General features: G+C 64.3%; 14 protein-coding genes and 2 pseudogenes. 5 read left to right on the top strand and 11 right to left on the bottom strand.

Annotation, left to right across the window (positions count from 1 at the left end; all coding sequences use genetic code 11):
• Positions 1-4 precede the first annotated feature (4 nt).
• The gene (locus tag GA0111570_RS03440; RefSeq protein WP_092606384.1) at positions 5-1,225 is read left to right on the top strand and encodes a site-specific integrase; all 1,221 of its coding nucleotides are present in this window, start codon (positions 5-7) and stop codon (positions 1,223-1,225) included.
• Positions 1,222-1,506 carry a hypothetical protein gene (locus tag GA0111570_RS03435; RefSeq protein WP_092606382.1) on the top strand — a complete coding sequence of 95 codons (285 nt, stop codon included), beginning with the start codon at positions 1,222-1,224 and terminating at the stop codon, positions 1,504-1,506. Before GA0111570_RS03440 ends, GA0111570_RS03435 begins: the two co-directional genes overlap by 4 nt.
• A 65-nt stretch (positions 1,507-1,571) precedes the next feature.
• Here GA0111570_RS03435 and GA0111570_RS03430 read toward each other — a convergent pair whose 3' ends face one another.
• The gene (locus GA0111570_RS03430) at positions 1,572-2,324 is read right to left on the bottom strand and encodes an ATP-binding protein (protein WP_092606380.1); all 753 of its coding nucleotides are present in this window, start codon (positions 2,322-2,324) and stop codon (positions 1,572-1,574) included.
• Positions 2,321-3,883, bottom strand: coding sequence for an IS21 family transposase (gene istA / locus GA0111570_RS03425; RefSeq protein WP_092606378.1), 1,563 nt, complete (start codon positions 3,881-3,883; stop codon positions 2,321-2,323). The genes GA0111570_RS03430 and istA overlap by 4 nt, the downstream gene beginning before the upstream one ends.
• A 110-nt stretch (positions 3,884-3,993) precedes the next feature.
• On the opposite strand from istA, the gene GA0111570_RS03420 reads away from it, so the two are divergent.
• Both GA0111570_RS03420 and GA0111570_RS03415 read left to right on the top strand, forming a co-directional pair.
• Entirely contained in the window at positions 3,994-4,767 is a 774-nt protein-coding gene (locus GA0111570_RS03420; protein ID WP_217634001.1) for a tyrosine-type recombinase/integrase, read from the top strand.
• Positions 4,767-5,756 (top strand): tyrosine-type recombinase/integrase, encoded by a 990-nt coding sequence (locus tag GA0111570_RS03415; RefSeq protein WP_092606374.1) that lies wholly within the window; start codon positions 4,767-4,769, stop codon positions 5,754-5,756. Before GA0111570_RS03420 ends, GA0111570_RS03415 begins: the two co-directional genes overlap by 1 nt.
• A gap of 81 nt (positions 5,757-5,837) precedes the next feature.
• Here the strand turns inward: GA0111570_RS03415 and GA0111570_RS03410 are convergent.
• From GA0111570_RS03410 to GA0111570_RS03400, 3 genes and pseudogenes are all read right to left on the bottom strand, one after another.
• Positions 5,838-6,656: pseudogene (locus tag GA0111570_RS03410) on the bottom strand (IS256 family transposase); the annotation flags it as partial.
• Positions 6,657-6,768: 112 nt separating this feature from the next.
• Positions 6,769-8,175: pseudogene (locus tag GA0111570_RS03405) on the bottom strand (ISL3 family transposase); the annotation flags it as partial.
• A 21-nt stretch (positions 8,176-8,196) separates the two neighbouring features.
• Positions 8,197-9,705, bottom strand: coding sequence for an IS1634 family transposase (locus GA0111570_RS03400; RefSeq protein ID WP_092606370.1), 1,509 nt, complete (start codon positions 9,703-9,705; stop codon positions 8,197-8,199).
• A 151-nt stretch (positions 9,706-9,856) separates the two neighbouring features.
• Between GA0111570_RS03400 and GA0111570_RS03395 the strand changes: the two genes are divergently transcribed.
• Complete coding sequence (locus GA0111570_RS03395; RefSeq protein WP_092606368.1) at positions 9,857-11,260, top strand: IS1380 family transposase; 1,404 nt, start codon at positions 9,857-9,859, stop codon at positions 11,258-11,260.
• Positions 11,261-11,432: 172 nt separating this feature from the next.
• On the opposite strand, the gene GA0111570_RS17555 is transcribed toward GA0111570_RS03395, so the two are convergent.
• The 6 genes from GA0111570_RS17555 to wecB form a co-directional block, all read right to left on the bottom strand.
• A complete protein-coding gene (locus GA0111570_RS17555; protein ID WP_175557302.1) occupies positions 11,433-11,606 on the bottom strand; it encodes a hypothetical protein in 174 nt (57 codons plus the stop codon).
• 189 nt (positions 11,607-11,795) lie between these two features.
• The gene (locus tag GA0111570_RS03390; RefSeq protein ID WP_092606367.1) at positions 11,796-13,121 is read right to left on the bottom strand and encodes an MATE family efflux transporter; all 1,326 of its coding nucleotides are present in this window, start codon (positions 13,119-13,121) and stop codon (positions 11,796-11,798) included.
• 50 nt (positions 13,122-13,171) lie between these two features.
• Entirely contained in the window at positions 13,172-14,332 is a 1,161-nt protein-coding gene (locus tag GA0111570_RS03385; protein WP_092606366.1) for a glycosyltransferase, read from the bottom strand.
• Between the two features lie 319 nt (positions 14,333-14,651).
• The gene (locus tag GA0111570_RS03380; protein WP_092606364.1) at positions 14,652-15,698 is read right to left on the bottom strand and encodes an EpsG family protein; all 1,047 of its coding nucleotides are present in this window, start codon (positions 15,696-15,698) and stop codon (positions 14,652-14,654) included.
• Entirely contained in the window at positions 15,698-16,918 is a 1,221-nt protein-coding gene (locus GA0111570_RS03375) for a glycosyltransferase (RefSeq protein ID WP_092606362.1), read from the bottom strand. Before GA0111570_RS03375 ends, GA0111570_RS03380 begins: the two co-directional genes overlap by 1 nt.
• Before the next feature lie 56 nt (positions 16,919-16,974).
• Complete coding sequence (wecB, locus tag GA0111570_RS03370) at positions 16,975-18,090, bottom strand: non-hydrolyzing UDP-N-acetylglucosamine 2-epimerase (protein WP_092606360.1); 1,116 nt, start codon at positions 18,088-18,090, stop codon at positions 16,975-16,977.
• Between the last annotated feature and the right edge of the window lie 28 nt (positions 18,091-18,118).

The following is an 18,118-nucleotide window of genomic DNA, read 5'->3' as shown; positions in this document are numbered from 1 at the left end:
TGGCATGGTCAAGGTGTTGCGTTCGATCGTGCGGGGCCCGTTGGAACCGCACGTGGCGGGGTTCGCGGTGGAGCTGGAGCGGCAGGGCTATGCACGGAGCTCTGCGGAGCAGCAGGTGTGCTTCATCGCTCATCTGGATCGCTGGATGCTCAGCGAGGGCGTCGGCCTGGATGGGCTGAGCAAGTCGGTGCTGCGGCGATATCTGGCGGAACGACGGGCGGACGGGTATCGGCAGTACCTGTCGATGAGGGCGTTCGCGCCGTTGGTGGATTATCTGGTGCCGTTGGGCGTCCTTCCGGGTGAGGAGCCTGTAGCACGGGGTCCGGTCGAGGAGTTGCTGGACCGCTACCGCTGCTACCTGCTCGTCGAGCGCGGGCTGACCGAGGGCACGGCACGGGGTTACGTCGACAACGTGCGCCCGTTCGTCGCGACCCGGCTCAGCGGAAAGGTGCTCGACCTGGCCGGGATCGTGGCCGGCGACGTCACCGGCTACGTCCGGTCGGCGTGTCCGGGCAGAGCGTGCGGGACGGCGAAGCTGATTGTCTGCGCGCTCCGTTCGCTGTTGAGGTGGCTGTATCTGACAGGGCAGTTGCCGGTGTCGCTGACCGAGGCGGTGCCATCGGTGGCCGGTTGGCGGCTGTCCGGTCTCCCGAAAGGACTGGAGCCTGGCCAGCTGCAGCGGCTGTTGGCCAGTTGCGACCGGCGCATGCCGACGGGACTGCGCGACTACGCGGTGATGCTGTTGCTGTCGCGGTTGGGGTTGCGCGCCGGTGAGGTCGCCCGGCTGCGGTTGGACGACATCAATTGGCGCCGCGGTGAGGTCACGATCATCGGGAAAAGCAACCGAGGTGAGCGGCTGCCGTTGCCGGCTGACGTGGGAGAGGCGATCGCCGCGTATCTGCAGCGCGCTCGCCCGGCCTGCGCTGAAGGGCGCAGTGTGTTCGTGCGGGTGCATGCCCCGCTGGGGGCGTTGACGACCGGCGGGGTGACGATGATCGTGTTCGACGCTGCGCAACGCGCCGGGCTTGGGAATCTGCACGCCCACTGTCTTCGCCATACCGCGGCGACCGCGATGCTGCGGGCCGGCAGTTCGCTACCGGAGGTGGGCCAGGTGCTTCGGCACCGGTCGGCGTTGAGCACGGCGATCTATGCGAAGGTCGACCGGGAAGCGTTGTCCGTGCTGGCACGGCCCTGGCCGGGCGTGATCGCGGAGGCCAGGTCATGACCGGGCATCTGCGTGACCAGCTCGCCGACTACCTGACGTTGCGCCGTTCGCTGGGCTACCGGTTGGAGCGGCCGGAGAAGCTGTTGCGCCAGTTCCTGGGCCACCTCGAGGACCGCGGCGAGCCCATCCTCACGGTGGACAGCGCGCTGGCCTGGGCGCAATTGCCCGCTGACGCGTCGGTGAATTGGTGGGCATACCGGCTTTGCGTCGTGCGAGTGAGTATTTGGAGGTCTGAGAGCCACCCGTTCTGGACTTTGAGCGCCACCGGTTATTGGGTTTGAGCGCCACCTGATCGTGCGGGGGAGCGCCAGCGGCGCCGGGTGGTGTCGCTGGCGCTCCCCGGGGGTCAGTGGGTCTGGGCTTGGGCTGCTCGTTCGCGCATGTTGATGGGTCCGGTGTTGATCCAGATCGCGGTGTGGACGATCCGGTCCATGATCGCGTCAGCACGGACCCCGCCGCCGAGGCGCTGGTGCCAGTCCTTCTTGGGGTATTGGGTCGCGAACACGGTCGAGCCGGTGTCGTGGCGGCGTTCCATCAGTTCGAGCAGCATGGTCCGGGTCGCCTCGTCGGGCTGGTCGAGGAGCCACTCGTCGAGGACGAGGAGGTTGAACGAGGCGTACTTGCGCAGGAACTTCGTCGTGCCTTGGGTCTGGTCGCGGGCCAGGGTCCAGGCCTCGACCAGGTCGGGCATCCGGATCACGTGGGCCCGGATCCGGTGGTGGCAGGCATGGCGGGCCAGCGCGGAGGCGAGGTAGGACTTGCCCGACCCGGTGAAGCCTTCCAGGACCACGCTGCGGTTCGCGGCGATGAACCGACAGGTCGCCAGTTCGGCCAGCACGGTCCGGTTGATGCCTCGTTGTTCGACCAGGTCGAGGGCGCGCAGGTCCGCGTGCGGGTAACGCAGCCCGGCCCGACGGATCAGGCCGGCGACCTTGGTGTCGGTGAACGCGCCGTGCGCGTCATCGACCGCGAGCCGGACCCGTTCGGTGAACGGCAGGTCCATGGTGAGGGCCTCGTCCTGGGCCTCGAACGCGTCGGCCAGGTCTGCGGCGCCCATCTCGCGCAACTTGCGCTTGGTCTCCATGTCCAGGGCGCTCATCGGGATCCTCCGGCGTAGTAGTCGGCCCCACGAACGAACCCGGCCCCGCCGGCCTCGCCCGGTGGTGGGGTGTCGTCGGGGCGGGTCTTGTCCTGCCCGGTCGCCAGGATCGGCTGCAGGTGGGCGTAGCGCGGTGATCGGATGCCCGCGGACAACGCGATCCGGCTGGCGGTCTCCAGCCTCGGCGCCGAGTAGCGCCGCGACAGACGCAGCACGGCCAGGGCCGCGTCCAGACCTTGCTCCTCGACGGCCACCGAGGCGAAGATCCGATCCACGACCGTGGTGGTGTCGGGGCCGATCCGGCCCGCCCAGGCGCGGACCCGGTCGGGGTCCCATTCCCGCCAGGGCTTGCCGTCGGGCAGGTCGGCGGGCCGGGTGCGGTACTGGTTGACCGCCGTGGCCGCCAGCAGCGGATGGGAGGCCAGGCGTTCGTCGTGGCGCCACACCTGCAGCGTGGTGTCGCTGATCCGCAGGTCGACCTGGGCGCCGATGTGGACGAACGGCACCGAGTAGCGATTCTTGGCCCAGACCACGTGCCCGTCCCGCCCCACCCGCCGGCCGCGGGCCCAGACGGAGATCTCGAACGCGACCACCGGCAGCGGGCGCAACAGCGGCGCCTCCTCCGCGGCGAACACACTCGTCCGTGAGCCGGCGCGCTTCTGGAACGGTGCGTCGTTGTAGTCGGCCAGCCGTTCCCGGATCGCGGCCCGGAGCTGCGCCAGGCTGGTGAACGTCTCGGCGCGGAGGGCGGCGATCACGGCGGTGGCGATGTTACCGACCGTGTTCTCCACACTCGGCTTGTCCTTCGGTGCCCTCACCCGCCCGGGCAGCACCGCGGCCGAGTAGTGCGCGGCGAGCTCGCGGTAGGCGTCGTTCAGCACGATCTCCCCCTCGCGGGGGTGGCTGATCACGCCGGTCTTCAGGTTGTCCGACACGATCCGGGGCACCGATCCGCCGAAGAACTCGAACATCGCCACATGCGCCCGCAGCCAGGTGTCCTGACGCATGTCCAGGGCAGGCTCCACGAACGCATACCGGGAGAACGGCAGACACCCCACGAACAAGTACACCTTCTGCATCGTCCCGGTCACCGGGTCGGTGAGCTTCATGGTGGGGCCCGACCAGTCGACCTCGACGGTCCTGCCGGCCTTGTGACCCACCCGCGAGGACGCGCCGGTCACCAGCAGATACTGGCCGTAGGACTTGCAGAACCGGTCATAGCCCATCGCCACCCCACCCCCGGCGGCCGCGGCGTCGAGGTACTCGGCGTGCAGCAGACGCAGCGTCACCCCGACCTTGGCCAACTCCCGGTGCACCCGGGCCCAGTCCGGCTCGCTGAACACACTGACGTGCTCACCCCGTCCCGGGAACAACAACGCGTAGACCTCGGCCTCGGTCCGGTCGACGACGTCGTCCCAGCCGACCCCGGCCTCCTGGGCGGCATCGATCACCGCCGCCACGCTGTGACGCGACATGTTCTGGGACGTGGCGATCGCTCGCCCTGACAGGCCCTCGGCCCGCAGGCGAAGCACTGACTTCGCCTGAATCCTTCGTACCATTGCGATACTCCTTCTGCCATGCGGTAGGCACATGGCAGAAGGAGCCTGACAGGATGGCGCCCAACCACGCCAACCCCGGCGCTCACACCGAATAATCCGTGACCCGAACGGTGGCGCTCGACCCCACTACCGGTGGTGCCCCTGAGGCCGAATATTCAGTGCGAGGGTTCGCCACCTACCTGCATGCGATCGATCCGGTTCATCAGGCTCTGCCCATGGGCCTGCTGCCGCAACGATCGGTGCGGGCCAGCCCTTACCTGTACTCCGATGCCGAGATTTCCTGCCTGATCTCAGCCACCGCGACGCTGCGCACGCCGCTGCGCCGAGCCACGTTCGCGACGCTGATCGGGTTACTCGCCGTGAGCGGGATCCGTGTCGGGGAAGCGATCAGTCTGGACCGCGGCGACGTCGACCTTGCCGGTGGGCGACTCACGATCCGGTTCGGGAAGTTCGCCAAGACCCGGGAGCTGGCCCTGCACCCCAGCACGGTTCAGGCACTGCGCTCCTACCGGCGGATCCGTGACAGGTCCGCGCCCTCGACAGGAATGCTGGCGTTCTTCGTCTCGACCGCCGGGACCAGGCTGATCTACTGCAACGTCCACAACACGTTCCAACGGCTCATCCGGCACGTGGGTCTGATGCCGCGGTCGGCGTCGTGCCGGCCACGTATCCACGACCTGCGACACACCTTCGCGGTCAGGGCGATGCTTGACGCCTACGCCGCCGGTGAAGACGGGCAGACCCGGATCACGCTGCTGTCTACCTGGCTCGGTCACGTCCACCCGCGAGACACGTACTGGTATCTGTCCGCGGCCCCGGAACTGATGGCCCTTGCCGGGCAGCGACTCGAAGCGCACCTGGCCACCGGATCGGGGCACCGGTGATGAGCGCGCTGGCCCCCACCCTGCAGGCGTTCTTCACCGACCGGCTGATCCGACAACGCGACGCCAGCGCCAACACCATCGCCGCCTACCGCGACACGATGCGGATGCTGCTCGGCTACGTCACCGCCCGCACCGGCGTCCCACCGTCCCTGCTCGATATCGAACAGCTCGACGCCCCGATGATCGGCGCGTTCCTGGACCACCTCGAGCACGAGCGGGGTAACAGCGTCCGCACCCGCAACGCCAGACTGTCCGCGATCCACTCACTGTTCCGGTTCGCGGCCCTCGCTCACCCCGAACACGCCGACACCATCGCCCGCGTTCTCGCGATCCCACCCAAACGGTTCGACCGGGCGCTGGTCTCCTACCTCACCGAGGACGAGGTCGACGCACTGCTGGCCGCCTGCAACCCGGACACCTGGACCGGAAGGCGTGACCACACCTTCCTGCTGTTGGCCGTGCAGACCGGGCTGCGGATCTCAGAAATGATCGCCCTCACCCCAAGCGACGTCCATCTCGACACCGGCGCGCACGTCGCTTGCCACGGCAAGGGCCGCAAGGACCGGATCACCCCGCTCACCGCGACCACCATCACCGCCCTGCGGGAATGGCTGGACGAGCTGGACCCCGACCCAAGCGCACCGTTGTTCCCGGCCCCCCGCGGCGGCCGGCTCAGCCGCGATGCGATCGAGCACCGCCTCGCGCACTACACCGCCAAAGCGGGCAACGCCTGCCCATCGCTGCAAGGCAAGAGGATCACAGCGCACGTGCTGCGACACACCACCGCGATGCGGCTCCTGCACGCCGGGGTCGACACCAGCGTGATCGCGCTCTGGCTCGGACACGTCAGCGTCGACACCACCCAGATCTACCTCCACGCCGACATGACCCTGAAGGAGAAAGCACTCGCCCGAACCAGCACACCCCAAGGGCGAGACAGCCGCTACCGGCCGAACGACAACCTCATCACCTGGCTCGAAGCGCTCTGATTATGCCGCCCTCGCCAGCGCACAACCCGCGCCGGGCAAGGGACCAACCGCCCACATCGGCATAATCCGGACGTCGGCATAATGCACGATGCACGTCTGCACGATCGTCGCCGGCCACACGTTGGCGACCGACTCCGGCAGTCCCTTCAGCCCGTCACAGACCAGCATCAGCACGTCCTCGACACCACGGTTCTTGATCTCGGTCAGCACCTGCTGCCAGTACTTGGCGCCCTCCCCGCCGTCGCCGGCCCACAACCCGAGAATGTCACGGTTACCCTCCACGGTCACGGCCAGCGCGACATAGATCGGGCGGTTGGCGACCTGCCCGTCGCGGATCTTGACGTGGATCGCGTCGATGAACACCACCGGGTAGACCGGGTCCAGCGGGCGGCCCTGCCACTCGGCCATGCCGTCCAGGACCTTGTCGGTGATCGTGGAGATCGTGGTCTTCGAGACGTCACTGCCGTAGACGTCGGCCAGGTGCGCGCTGATGTCACCGTGCGTCATTCCCCGGGCGGACAGTGACAGGACGACGTCCTCGATCGATCCGAGGCGCCGCTGACGCTTGCGGACCACCACGGGTTCGAACGTGCCGGCGCGGTCGCGGGGGACGTCGATCTCGACCGGGCCGGCCTTCGTGAGGACCGTCTTCGACCGGGTCCCGTTCCTGCTGTTGCCCGCGGAGTCGTCGGCGCGTTCGTGCTTCTCATAACCCAGGTGCGCGGTGATCTCGCCCTCCAGCGCCGACTCCAGCACCAGCTTGGTCAGCTGGGCCAACAGCCCGCCTTCGCCGTCCACGGACAGGACCTGGCGCTGCGCGTCGCCGACCAGCTGCGCTACCAGCGCCCGGTCCACCACCGGCGGCTCGACCGTCGTCGTCACGTGTTCCTCGACCTCCATCAGGGCCGGCTCAACGACCGGCTCGACCTGCATACTCATCACGTACCTCCTGGATCGGAGTTACACCGTTGAAAGGGCTCTGTCGCACTTTCGGTGGTGGCATCAACGGTGCTCAGCCGAGGAGGATGCGGTGACGTAGAAGGGCGAAGCCGGCTCGTCCGTACATCTGCCGCTTGAGCATTTTCGTCCGGGTGTTGACGCCCTCGGTCCTGCCGTTGTGATGCGGGGTGGTGATCGCGGCGATGACGGCGTCGTGGTCCTGCTCGATCCCGCGGACGAAGGAGTGCAGGTGAGGCAAGTCCGCGACCTGGGCGGCAGCGGCCCAGGCCTGGAGTGCGGTGGCGTTGGACTGGTCGGGCTTCAGAAGGGCGGCGAACCCCTGGACCAGGCTCAGCGCGTCGGTGATCTCAGGACAGGCCCCGGCGAGCTGGGCGAGACGTTCCTGCTGGCTGGTGGTCAGCTTGTCGGGCCTGGTCAGCAGCAGACGAGCAGCCCGGCGGGGTGACAGATGGGGGTGGTCGTCCTCGGCGCGGCCCTGGTTCAGGTACCGGGTCAGCAGGTTCGCACTGCCCGGGTAGCCCAGCTCGCGGATCTCGCGCAGCAGTTGTTGGACCGCAACGCCGGGCTCGGCTGCGCGTCGGGTGCGCAGGTGGTCGCGGTAGGGGTCGACCAGGGTGGGCCGGTACTTGGGGACACGTTGGAGGCGTTCGGGTGCGTTGGCGCGGGCGTAGCGTTTGACGGTGTTCAAGGACAGGTTCAGCCGGCGGGAGCAGTCCATCAGGCCAACGCCCTGCTCCAGCAGGCCGTGGACCTGGGTCCAGCGTTCGGCCGTGGTGCGGGCCCGTGGCCCGTCCTGCACGCCTGTCGCAGAGGCCCAGCAGGCCGAGTGGTCGGCGACTTCCTTGGCCACGGCCTCGGCCAGGCCGTGCCACAGGTGCCAGCGGTCGGAGACCTGGACTGCGCCGGGCAGCGCGTCCCGCACGGCCTGGGCGTAGGCGGTCGAGCCGTCGCGGCACACGGTCTGCACTCCGGGGTGCTCGTGCAGCCAGTCCGTGACTGGCTGGGCGCCTCGTCCGGGGATCACATCGATCCGGGCGCCGGTGTCGGCGTCGATCATCACGGTGGCGTAGTTGCGGCTGCGGCGCAGCGCGAAATCGTCGATCCCCAGCACCACCGGCACCGCCCGTTCCGGCAGCGCGATACCCATCAGCGTCCGCAGTGCGGTGTCCCGTCCGGCTGTGATCCCGACCGCTGGCAGCAGCCGGGCCGAGGCCCTGCCGGCGAGTTCGCGGACGATGGCCCGGACCTGCTCCCGCAGTCGGACGGTGCGGCGTTGGTAGCGCTCGAGCAGGCCCGGGACCTGCTCCCGGAACGTCTGACGCTTACAGCCGGTGACCGGGCACCGCATCCGGCGCACCCGCACCCGGATCAGCACGCGGCGCCCATCGACGGGCACGTCCGCCGGCCTGCGTTCGCAGAAGGCGTGGACCTTGTGGGTCGGCGTCCCGCACGCGGGGCATTTGACCCGAGTTGGTTCAGATTAGTGCACACCCTGACCGGGGAGGGCGTCGAGGATTTGTTGGGCCTCGGGCGAGATAGCCGGCGGAATAGTGAGGGTCTGGGTGCCGGTGTTGATCACTGCTGACGTCAGCGGCCGGAGGGCGTGCAGGAACTTCTTGATCGAGAGCCCGGTCCGGGCCTGGATCGTGCGGGCAATGGCGAGGGCGGCGAACACGACGGTGAGGTGGGCATCGATCGATTCGCGCTTGTAGTGGTAGATCGGGCGCGCGGCGAGATCTGACTTCGCCATACGAAAGGAGGCCTCGACGTTCCACAGGTCCCGGTAGGTCGCCACGACAGCCGGCCCGTCGAGCAGATCCGGGTCCAGGTTGGTCACGTATCCCTTGAACCCGGCAGCGGCGCGGGCGCGCTCGACCAGGGTCCAGTCCACGCCCTTGGTGGCACCCTCCAGGGTGACGAAGCGGTGCTTGCCGATCGGCGCCTTGCCGTCGGCGATCGTCTCGGCCCGTTCGATCTGCTTGTTCAGCGTCTGCTGGTCCCGCCGCGCCCGTGCCGACAGGTAGTGCCAGACCACCCGCCGGTCACGCCGGTCCTTGCCCACGCCCATCGGGCGGGTGACCTCGAACGTCGCCCCGTCGGCCAGGTAGTTGCCGTGGGCCTCGAAATGGCCCTGCAACTCGGCCGGCGCCTTCGATTGCCGGGCGGCGACGATGAAGGAGAACCCGGCGTCCTCCAGGGCGTTCAGGTTCGCCGCCGACAACATCCCGGCGTCGGCGACCACCACCAGATCGCGCACCTGGTGACGGGCCTGAAAGGCTTCGATGACCGGCAGCAGGGTCGTGGTCTCGGCCTTGTTGCCCTCGAACATGTGCACCTCCAGCGGGAAACCTGTCGGGTCGACCAGCAGTCCGACGGTGATCTGCGGGTCGACCCGGCGCTCCTTGGACATGCCGACCCGCCGGAGCGCATCCTCGTTCTCGGCTTCGAAGTACAGGGTCGTGACGTCATACATCACCAGGGCGACGCCGCCCTTGGCCGTGACGTGGTCCCAGCAGGCCCGGGCGAGCAGGTCACGGTAGTCGCCCTTGTTGATCCGCGGCAGGGTCCGTTTGATCGTGCTCAACGACGGCGCGGCCACCCCGAGACCGTCCAGGACCCGGATCGAATCGAGCTTGCTGGTCGGTTCCACGATCCTGGCCAGCACCAGCTGGCGGAAGCACTCATCGCCCAGCACGTCGAACCCGAGCCCGTCATAGACCGACGACAACGCGTCCCACAACACCGCCGAAGCCGTTGATTCGACGACCGCCTGGCCCGGCGGCCGCCCGGTTGGCTCCCAGCCCAGCTCCAGCTCGTCCTGCCCCTGCACCAGCCGTTCGCGGGCGACCTGCAACAGCAACTCCAGCTCGCCCTGGTCGTGGGCCGAACCGATGTGGTCGATCCCGAGACGCTGCTTGCCGCGCTTGTGCACGATCTGGACCGCGGTCGCTCCGGACGCGGTCTTGACCTTCCGCACGAACGACCCCACCCCGACAGGCTACCGAGTACCTTCTTAGCCTCGATCCACCGATGTGCTGGGTGGGGTGGGTAGGCGCGGGAGCGTGGAAATGCCCTTCTGGCCTGGGAAGATACGACTTGTCTAAGGTCCGTATCAGCCAGTCAAGAAGGGCATCTCGTAGATGCAACTCTCTCACACCCGCCGGGTCGCCTCGGCAACATTCGATGATCCCAACCTCGTGTCGGCGGCCGGCCTGGTCCCGTTGATGCGGCTGGCCCAAGCGGCGGGGCTGCGCGAACTGGCCGACGAACGGATGAGCGTCCCGACCGACAAGGGCGCCCATCCGGGTCTGAAACTGTCCAGCCTGGTTGCGGGCATGGCCGCCGGCGCCGACAGCATCGACGACATGGCCCTGCTGCGCCACGGCGGGATGGGCAAGGTCTTCACCGGCGTCTACGCCCCCTCGACGTTGGGCTCGTTCCTGCGCGCGTTCACCTTTGGTCACGTCCGCCAGGCCGACGCGGTCGCGTCCCGGTTCCTACTCAACCTCGCCGATCACACCAACCTCCTCGGCGAGGCCCACGACACCGGCGCGGTGATGGTCGATATCGACGACACCATCGTTGAGGTCCACGGCCACCGCAAGCAGGGCGCCGCGTTCGGCTACTCCGGGGTCCGGGGCCTGAACGCTCTCCTCGCGACCGTCTCCACCGACCAGATCGCGCCGGTGATCGCCGCTCAACGGCTCCGCAAGGGATCGACCGGCTCCTCGCGGGGAGCGGCCCGTCTGGCGACCGATGCCCTGGCACTGGTGCGGCGCAGCCGGCTGGCGGGCCGGCCGGTGCTGGTGAGGGCCGATTCGGCGTTCTACTCCCACACCCTGGTCGCCGCGGCCATCAAAGCAGGAGCGGAGGTCTCGATCACCGTGCGGATGGACCCGGCCGTCAAACGCGCCATCGCCTCGATACCTGAGGATGGGTGGACGCCGATCAAGTACACCGACGCGATCTACGACCAGACCAGCGCCACCTGGGTCTCCCGCGCCGAGGTCGCCGAGATCGCCTTCACCGCGTTCTCCTCCAAGAAGAAGACCGCACAGGTCCCCGGCCGCCTGATCGTTCGCCGGATCCCCGACCTGAACCCCAAACAGGCCGACGGGCAGGGATCGCTGTTCGACCTCTGGCGCTTCCACGCGTTCTTCACCACCACACCGGCCGACCAACGCGACACCGTTCACTCCGACCAGGTCCACCGCCGGCACGCGATCATCGAGAACGTCCACGCCGACCTCAAGGCCTCCGCCCTGGCCCACCTGCCCTCGGGCCGGTTCACCGCGAACGCGGCCTGGCTCGTCTGCGCGGTGATGGCGTTCAACCTCACCCGCGCCGCCGCGACGCTGACCCAGAGCGCGGCGCTGGCCCGGGCCACGACCCCCACGATCCGCCGCAAGTTGATCACCATCCCGGCCCGGATCGCGACCTCGGCCCGACGGCTCCGCCTCCACCTACCCGTCGGCTGGCCCTGGCAACAGGCCTGGGCCACCCTCGCGGCAGCGGTCGGGCTCCCCGCCCAATCCGCGACCTGACCATCACGCCACGACCGCTACGACCAAGGAACCACCAGTGGAAAAGCCGGGCAGACCGGCAGCTTCCACACGCCCATCGGTCCCCGCCCCCGTCCACCCGACCTCACCAGCCACACCCCCGCGGGTCGGTGGATCGAGGCTTAGTGCACACCTCCGGCAGCAACACCCCTAGTCAACACCATTTCAGACCAGAGAATCCGGCGACCTGAACCAACTCGGGTTTGACCGCCTCGCCCCGGGTCGAAGCGCGGACCACGATCACGTCGCCAGCGTCCTCGACATCCTCGATCACCAGCGCCGCAAGCCCCGAGAACACCGTCCTGACCAGCCCATTTGCTTCAACCACGACCGATCATGACACAAGCCCACAGCACGCCCCGACCGTTGACACTTCATTCACCACCGAAAGTGCGACAGAGCCGTTGAAAGTACAGTCCCGTATGAGGGCGGCAGAGAACCTGGGACGCTTCAAGCAGAGAACCTGGGGCGCTTCAGGCAGAGAACCTGGGGCGCTTCAATCTGCTAAGAGAGGCTCTCACGAGCCGGCACCTTTCCCACACCGGCCACTGTTCCGCGTGAAGCGTCTCAAACACACGGACTGCACCACAAGATAGGGCACGAGTGCCGCCACATCCGATACCACAACCCAAATCCAAGCGCCGGTTGCCGCGGTCATCGTGGACGCAATCAGGAGTTTAAGTGCCACACCCAACGCGAGCATTATTCCCTGAACGCGTAAAATGCCCGCCCCGTTGGCGATGCTCGAGAGGACACCGTTCCAGGCAAACACGCTTGCTGACGCCGCGAATGCCAATGCATATCCGGGGTCTATGTGGATCGCGTTCGCCCCCAGCCAAACGTCCACGAAAGGCTGCAGGGCAGGCACGAAGGCGAACATAACAAGCGTGGTCATTACCGCGAGCACGGATAGCCGCTTGAACAGTTGATCAAGCCAGCCGAAGTCAGACTTCACGACAGCCTCGGTCACTGCCGACCAAATGGGAGTCAATGCCAGCACGAAGAGAGTACTAAGCGCAGTGAAGGGCCGCGAATAAACCTGGAAGTCGACAACGTCTTTAGGGTCAGAAAGCCTTGAGATAAGAAACGGGTTCGTGTTAGCCAACAGCATGAACAGGATCTGCAAGAGAAAGAAAGTGCCACCAAGCTGGAACACGTCAACGGCATCAACGAATCGGAATGCCGAGGGCCACGGCAGGCAGTGCCTTAGGGATGTCGCAAAGACAAGAATTGTCGCTATTACGAGGGGAAGATTCGCGGCGAGGGCATAGGCTTGGGCTAGCATCAGAACGTTGTGCCCAGAAGTTCCGGGCTCCACCAACAGTACGAACGCTAGTAGCGAGGCGTTTGTGGCCAGACTGAGCAAAGCGGGCAGGGCGGCCTTCTGCAGCGCAAATAGTATCGAAGTGATCGTTCTTAGCAACAGCTGGGCGAGTATCCCCGCGAAGATGAAGCCGACTGCCGCTGTCAGCGACTCACTCGAGATATTCTCTTTCGAGACGTTGAATACGGCGTTCCAATCCACCAAGGGAACTAGAATGCCGAGAAAGAGCCCGAGCAAAACCACCAAGCCGAAAGTGACAAGGTATGTTGATGAGATGTAACCTCTCGCTTTTTCAACGGAATTCTCCCCAAGAGCACTGACAAGCCTGTTTCGAAGCCCATTCCCAAGACCCATGTCAAAATTGAGAATCCAACTCAATGTCGTGATTATCGTGAACCAAAGGCCCAGCACCTGCTGGTTATCAAAAAAGCGGATGTAGGCGGGCATCGTCAACAACGCCAGCAAGAGTGAGCTGCCCTTGATTGCAAACGATGCGACGATATTCTTGAGTATCACCACATTACGCCCGTTCGTTGGACGGAATCTGACGATCCGGCGTATATTCGCAATCACCTGCAGCCGCCTTGGCTCTTTACTGCTTCGACCAATCGTGCGAGGCTGGACATGAACTCTATATCGAGTTGTTCAATCAACGCAATATTATCTCTCGCCCGAGAGGAGACCGCTTCCCTTATAGCTTCGGCAATCTCCGGCGGTTCTTGATGATCATAGAATGTCACCGCGGGAGCAATCCTCGACCGTTCGATCGCCGGTATTCGCACGGTGACGACTTTCAGGCCGTGAGCTAGGTATGAAAGGATTTTGGAGGGAAACGAACTGTCATTGAATTCAGCTGAAGGGTTCTGCGTAGAAAGTCCAACGTCGCATTGACGTAGGAATTTGGAGTACTCCTTGCCGCGGAGGACACCATCAAACGAGACCAGACCAGCGTTCGCGGAACTTACCCTAGAGACCGCGCGCTTCATAGCAGCAATGTCACTGTCGGAGCCAAACCCCAAGATATGGATGTGGAATGAGCCGTCCAAATATGCTGCTGCTGCTGCCGCTGCTGCCGCGCCACCCTTCCTCGGGTCTAAGGTTCCGGCGTAGACAACGTGCGTCCGGCCATCGTTAGTCGATTTGCCCGTCTGCTCGGGGCGCTTGTACGTTCCATACACCACTGCGTGCGGCTTGCCCCCAGTGTTCAACTTCTCGTCTAGCAGTTCTGTTGAGAAGATGAAGGCGTCGGCTTTTCCGAACAGTGCATACTCGGTTTTACGCTTCCAGCGAGAAGTGTTCACAACATCCTGATAGATCTCCTCAACCTCAAGAATCAATCGAAAGCGACGGAGCACTTTCGCCACGAGGACCACTTCTTGGATATCCAGTGAATGGTAGACCAAGACTGGTTCGCCTGCACGTGTATTGCGCAAGAGGTAGGCGAGCAAGAATATCTTCCCGGCAACCACTCGAAGAAGCCGTTGCGCGATGGTGCCACGGGGATAGGTTGGAAACACTCTCAACCACGTCATGGGCGTAAGTTGTCTTGTATGGCCGGGGAAGTACCTACGATGTTTCGTCTGGCTTGGCGAGATGATTAGCACCCTGTGCCCTAAACGATTCAATGCATCAGCAATGTACTCCATTTTGCTCGCCGCGGAAAGCGCATGCGCTCGACCCTCGCGTGCATTGGAGACGTGATCGAAGAATCCGATATACTTGATGTCCAAGAGTTTTCCTGACTGAAGGTTAGATTCCGAGGTGCGTTCTCGAGAAGCTGAGGGACCTCGCCACGTCGACGGTAACGGACTCCGCTCAGTCGGACGTGGGGACGGTGCTGGGTCGACACGCCGCAGCAGGGGCACGGGTGGAGGTATCACGAAGGCCACGGTGAAGAGCCGGTTAACTGACAGCCCCGATCGAGGCTAACGAGGTCAAGGGCTGGTGTGAAATAGGCAGAGCCGGAGGAAATCGGCCTCTGCCTCGAGGCTCCCAGGCTCGCAACGTCTCCAGATCCGGCCCTCCCCTGCGACGCCCTCGATTGAAGAGTCATCTCGCGAGGGTCAGCCCTGAGTACGGCGAAGCCCAGTATGTGTATGCTAGAAGCACGCCGAGCACACCGAAGTAGATCATGCTGCGCTGATTTCTCGGCGTTCCGTGGACTACTGCCATGGGGATCAAAAACACGGCCGCGATGTTGAAATAATATGCAACTCGAAAGAACTCGGCAACAAGCGTCGCCATCGCTTGGAAGCCGGCACCCACGGCTAGCACGTTATAAAATGACAGAGCTTGAGGGTCCTGCTTCAAAACCCTTGCACGAAGGGCTACGCAGAAGAGTAATATCGACACGGCAATAATCAATCCGGAAACAGAGAGCGACACGCGACTATCCGCGTATTCCTTCAAACTCTCAGTCCACGCGAATTCGGTTATCATCTGTCGGACGCGGTCTGGGGCGAGGAATGCTCCAGCCCAGCCCAACATCACCAAGATCACTTGCCGCCAACCCAAGACCAATCCTGCGAGCGGGTAAGCAACGAGGAAGATGAGCGCAGCCGAGTGAAACGCCGACGCAAGCGCCACAATCAAAATAAACCGAACAGGCCGACGCTCGCGGAGTGCACCGTACGCCCAAAGCAATACTGACATAGCGAGCGTTTGCCTCAACCCGTTCATTGCGAAATAGGTTAAACCTAACGAAATAGTCGCAATGAAGCTGAGAAATGGTTCGGGTGAATACTTATGGACCGCACGGCCGAGTGATATGCAGAAAATAGCTGCCAGAACGGCGATCCAAGCTCTCGGGCCTACTCCAAGCTCCGAAAAAATCTTCGCCAGCAGGTAGAACGCTGGATCCTTGACTGAGGGGTCCAATAAGCGTGCTGCAACGTCGGCGAAACTCACGCACTGCAAAGCTTTGTAGTTGGCGATATAGACTGCAGTATCGGAACCGAAGCCCAAGTCTCTGAATGCAATCACAACCCACATCGCGCAAGCCGCCAACGCCCCGAAAACAAGTTTCCCAGGTCGCAATGGAAGCGTGATCACCCGTGCCAATCCCAAGAAGATAATGAGGAGGGAGATGGCTAGCATCACTTGCCCAATGAGAGCATGGCGCAGAGTCGCCGATACAAGTCGACGTATTCATCTATCTGGACTGTTGGATCAAATCGCCTCTCAACTGACTCAACACATGTCTCCAGGAATGAGCTCTTGCCAGTAGCGGCGTGTGCTCGGATGGCTTGCGAAAGGCCTTCAATATCACCTGGTTCCACCACCGTGCCGCACCCGTCCGCGACCAGTTCAGGGCTTGCCGTGGAGTTCATAACCACGGCGGGCGTTCCACATGCGAGTGCCTCAACAGTCACAAGGCCGAAGGTCTCTGCTTCCGAAAGGCTGACGAAGACATCGGCTGCCGAGTACAGCCTCCGTAATTGCGATGGATCAGCCAAGGGGCCGACGGAAACCACGTTCTTGGGCAGATTCTCTGCGTCTGCGATTGATCCGACGAGTGTGACTCTGAAATCGGGGTTCAGCCGCGCCAACTCGACGAACTCGCCTAGTCCTTTCTTCTCTGACCAACCACTTGCTACCCCAAGCACCATTGTGTCGCCGTCGGGGATCCCGAGCCGCTCCCGCGTCACTCCGGCAGCGTCGGGAAAGAACACTGCTCGATCCACCCAGTTGTAGATTCTTGTCAGGATGGGAGCACTGGCTAGGTGCGACGCACGCGCCTCCTTGGTGATCCAGTCCGATACACCGACAACAGCAAGACGCGGGATAGCCTCAAACCAATTCATCTTGTCTAGCTTCATTCTCGCCGTGCGGTCGAAGAGCCAACTCGGATTGTCAGCCCTCAGGAGCGGGCACTCGCCACACTCCGCCTCCCACCTCTGACATCCGACTGACACGTAGTGCGTGCACTTACCTGTCATGAACCAGCAATCATGGAGCGTGATAACCGTGGGGATGTCCTCCTGGCCCAAGTAGCTCAGCAGCATCCCCAGGTTCACGTAGTTGGCGTGCAGGTTATGCAGATGGACGACGTCCGGCCGCAACTTGCGAATGTCGGCCAGCAGTGTGGCAGTGGCTCTCTTGGAGAAGTACCCCTGCATGCCTGACACTCGAGAGAACAAGGCGTGGAGCTTTGCATCGAGTCGCGAGCCGATTCGGATTCGCCCGGCACCGTCCCCCCCAACCGAGTATGCGACGTACGCTTCATCGCCGAGCTCGCTGAGTCTCTGGGAGATCTCATCACATAGGCGACCGGTGCTTCCTCTGCCAGCGACCGCGTTGATGTGTAGGACTCTCACGTCGTCCCCCCTTTACGGTTGAAGGGCATCTAAGCTTCTCCTTCGCATCAGACGCACTATTTCAGGCCCGACCACGCCGCGTGACGTCGCCAGGTCGACAGGATGAAGCCCACTGCCCGTTCCGACGAGTTGGGGTGGCTGTAGTCCTGCGGGAGCAGGGATCCCTGCGCGAGGGCAGCGTCCGCCATCCTCACCCTGACCGCCTCCAACACGTTGGCCGGGTCGAGACCCGTCATGATGATGGCCCCGCTGTCGAGGGCCTCCGGCCGCTCGATCGAGTCGCGGAGAGTGACCGCCGGGAACCCGAGCAGCGACGACTCCTCAGCAATGGTGCCCGAGTCCGAGAGTACGCAACGCGCCTTCAACTGCAAGTGGTTGTAGTCGTGAAAGCCCAACGGCCTGTGAAACCTGACGCCATCGACGTCCCGACCGGATGCTTCGAGGCGCTTACTGGTGCGTGGATGGGTCGAGACCAGTACCGGCAGCTTGAAGTCGTCGACCACGGCCTCGAGGCAGTCCAGCAGCGCCGAGAGACGGCTTGGGTTGTCGACGTTCTCTTCCCGATGGGCACTGACGAGGAAGTAGCCCCCCTCCTCCAAGCCAAGCCGCTTGAGCACGTCGGAATCCTCGATGGCCGCACGTTGAGCGGTGAGCACTTCGTTCATTGGCGAGCCCGTCAGCAGGATGCGACGTGGATGGAGCCCTTCGGCGAGCAGATTGCGCCGCGCATGCTCGGTGTAGACAAGGTTAAAGTCGGCGACATGGTCGATCATGCGCCGGTTCGTCTCCTCCGGCACGTTCTCGTCGAAGCACCGGTTACCGGCCTCCATGTGGTAGACGGGGATGCGCATCCGCTTGGCGATCACGGCTGCGACACAGCTGTTCGTGTCCCCGAGGACGAGGAAGGCGTCCGGCTTCTCCTGCAGCAGCACCTGCTCGGTCTTGATCAGCACCTCACCGAGCACGTGGCCCAGGCTCGAGGTGTCTACTTCGAGGAAGTGGTCAGGCCTGCGCAGCCCCAACTCCTCGAAGAAGATCTCGTTCAGCTCGTAGTCGTAGTTCTGGCCCGTGTGAACAAGCACGTGGTCGACCGTCGCGTCCAAGCGCTTGATCACCTCGGACAGCCTAATAATCTCAGGGCGGGTGCCCACCACCGTCATTACTTTGGTCATCAGGCTACCTCGGTGTAGGTGTCGGTGC

The organism is Raineyella antarctica, assembly GCF_900092135.1.
GTDB classification, from domain to species: Bacteria; Actinomycetota; Actinomycetes; order Propionibacteriales; family Propionibacteriaceae; genus Raineyella; species Raineyella antarctica.
The sequence above is the reverse complement of the archived record's forward strand: the minus strand, read 5'-3'. Positions and strand labels throughout refer to the sequence as shown.

Bases quoted from the DNA above. Each gene is read 5' to 3' on its own strand.
- GA0111570_RS03440 (WP_092606384.1), top strand. From the start codon at position 5: ATGGTCAAGGTGTTGCGTTCGATCGTGCGGGGCCCGTTGGAACCGCAC.
- GA0111570_RS03435 (WP_092606382.1), top strand. From the start codon at position 1,222: ATGACCGGGCATCTGCGTGACCAGCTCGCCGACTACCTGACGTTGCGC.
- GA0111570_RS03430 (WP_092606380.1), bottom strand. From the start codon at position 2,324: ATGAGCGCCCTGGACATGGAGACCAAGCGCAAGTTGCGCGAGATGGGC.
- istA (WP_092606378.1), bottom strand. From the start codon at position 3,883: ATGGTACGAAGGATTCAGGCGAAGTCAGTGCTTCGCCTGCGGGCCGAG.
- GA0111570_RS03415 (WP_092606374.1), top strand. From the start codon at position 4,767: ATGAGCGCGCTGGCCCCCACCCTGCAGGCGTTCTTCACCGACCGGCTG.
- GA0111570_RS03395 (WP_092606368.1), top strand. From the start codon at position 9,857: ATGCAACTCTCTCACACCCGCCGGGTCGCCTCGGCAACATTCGATGAT.
- GA0111570_RS03380 (WP_092606364.1), bottom strand. From the start codon at position 15,698: ATGCTAGCCATCTCCCTCCTCATTATCTTCTTGGGATTGGCACGGGTG.
- wecB (WP_092606360.1), bottom strand. From the start codon at position 18,090: ATGACCAAAGTAATGACGGTGGTGGGCACCCGCCCTGAGATTATTAGG.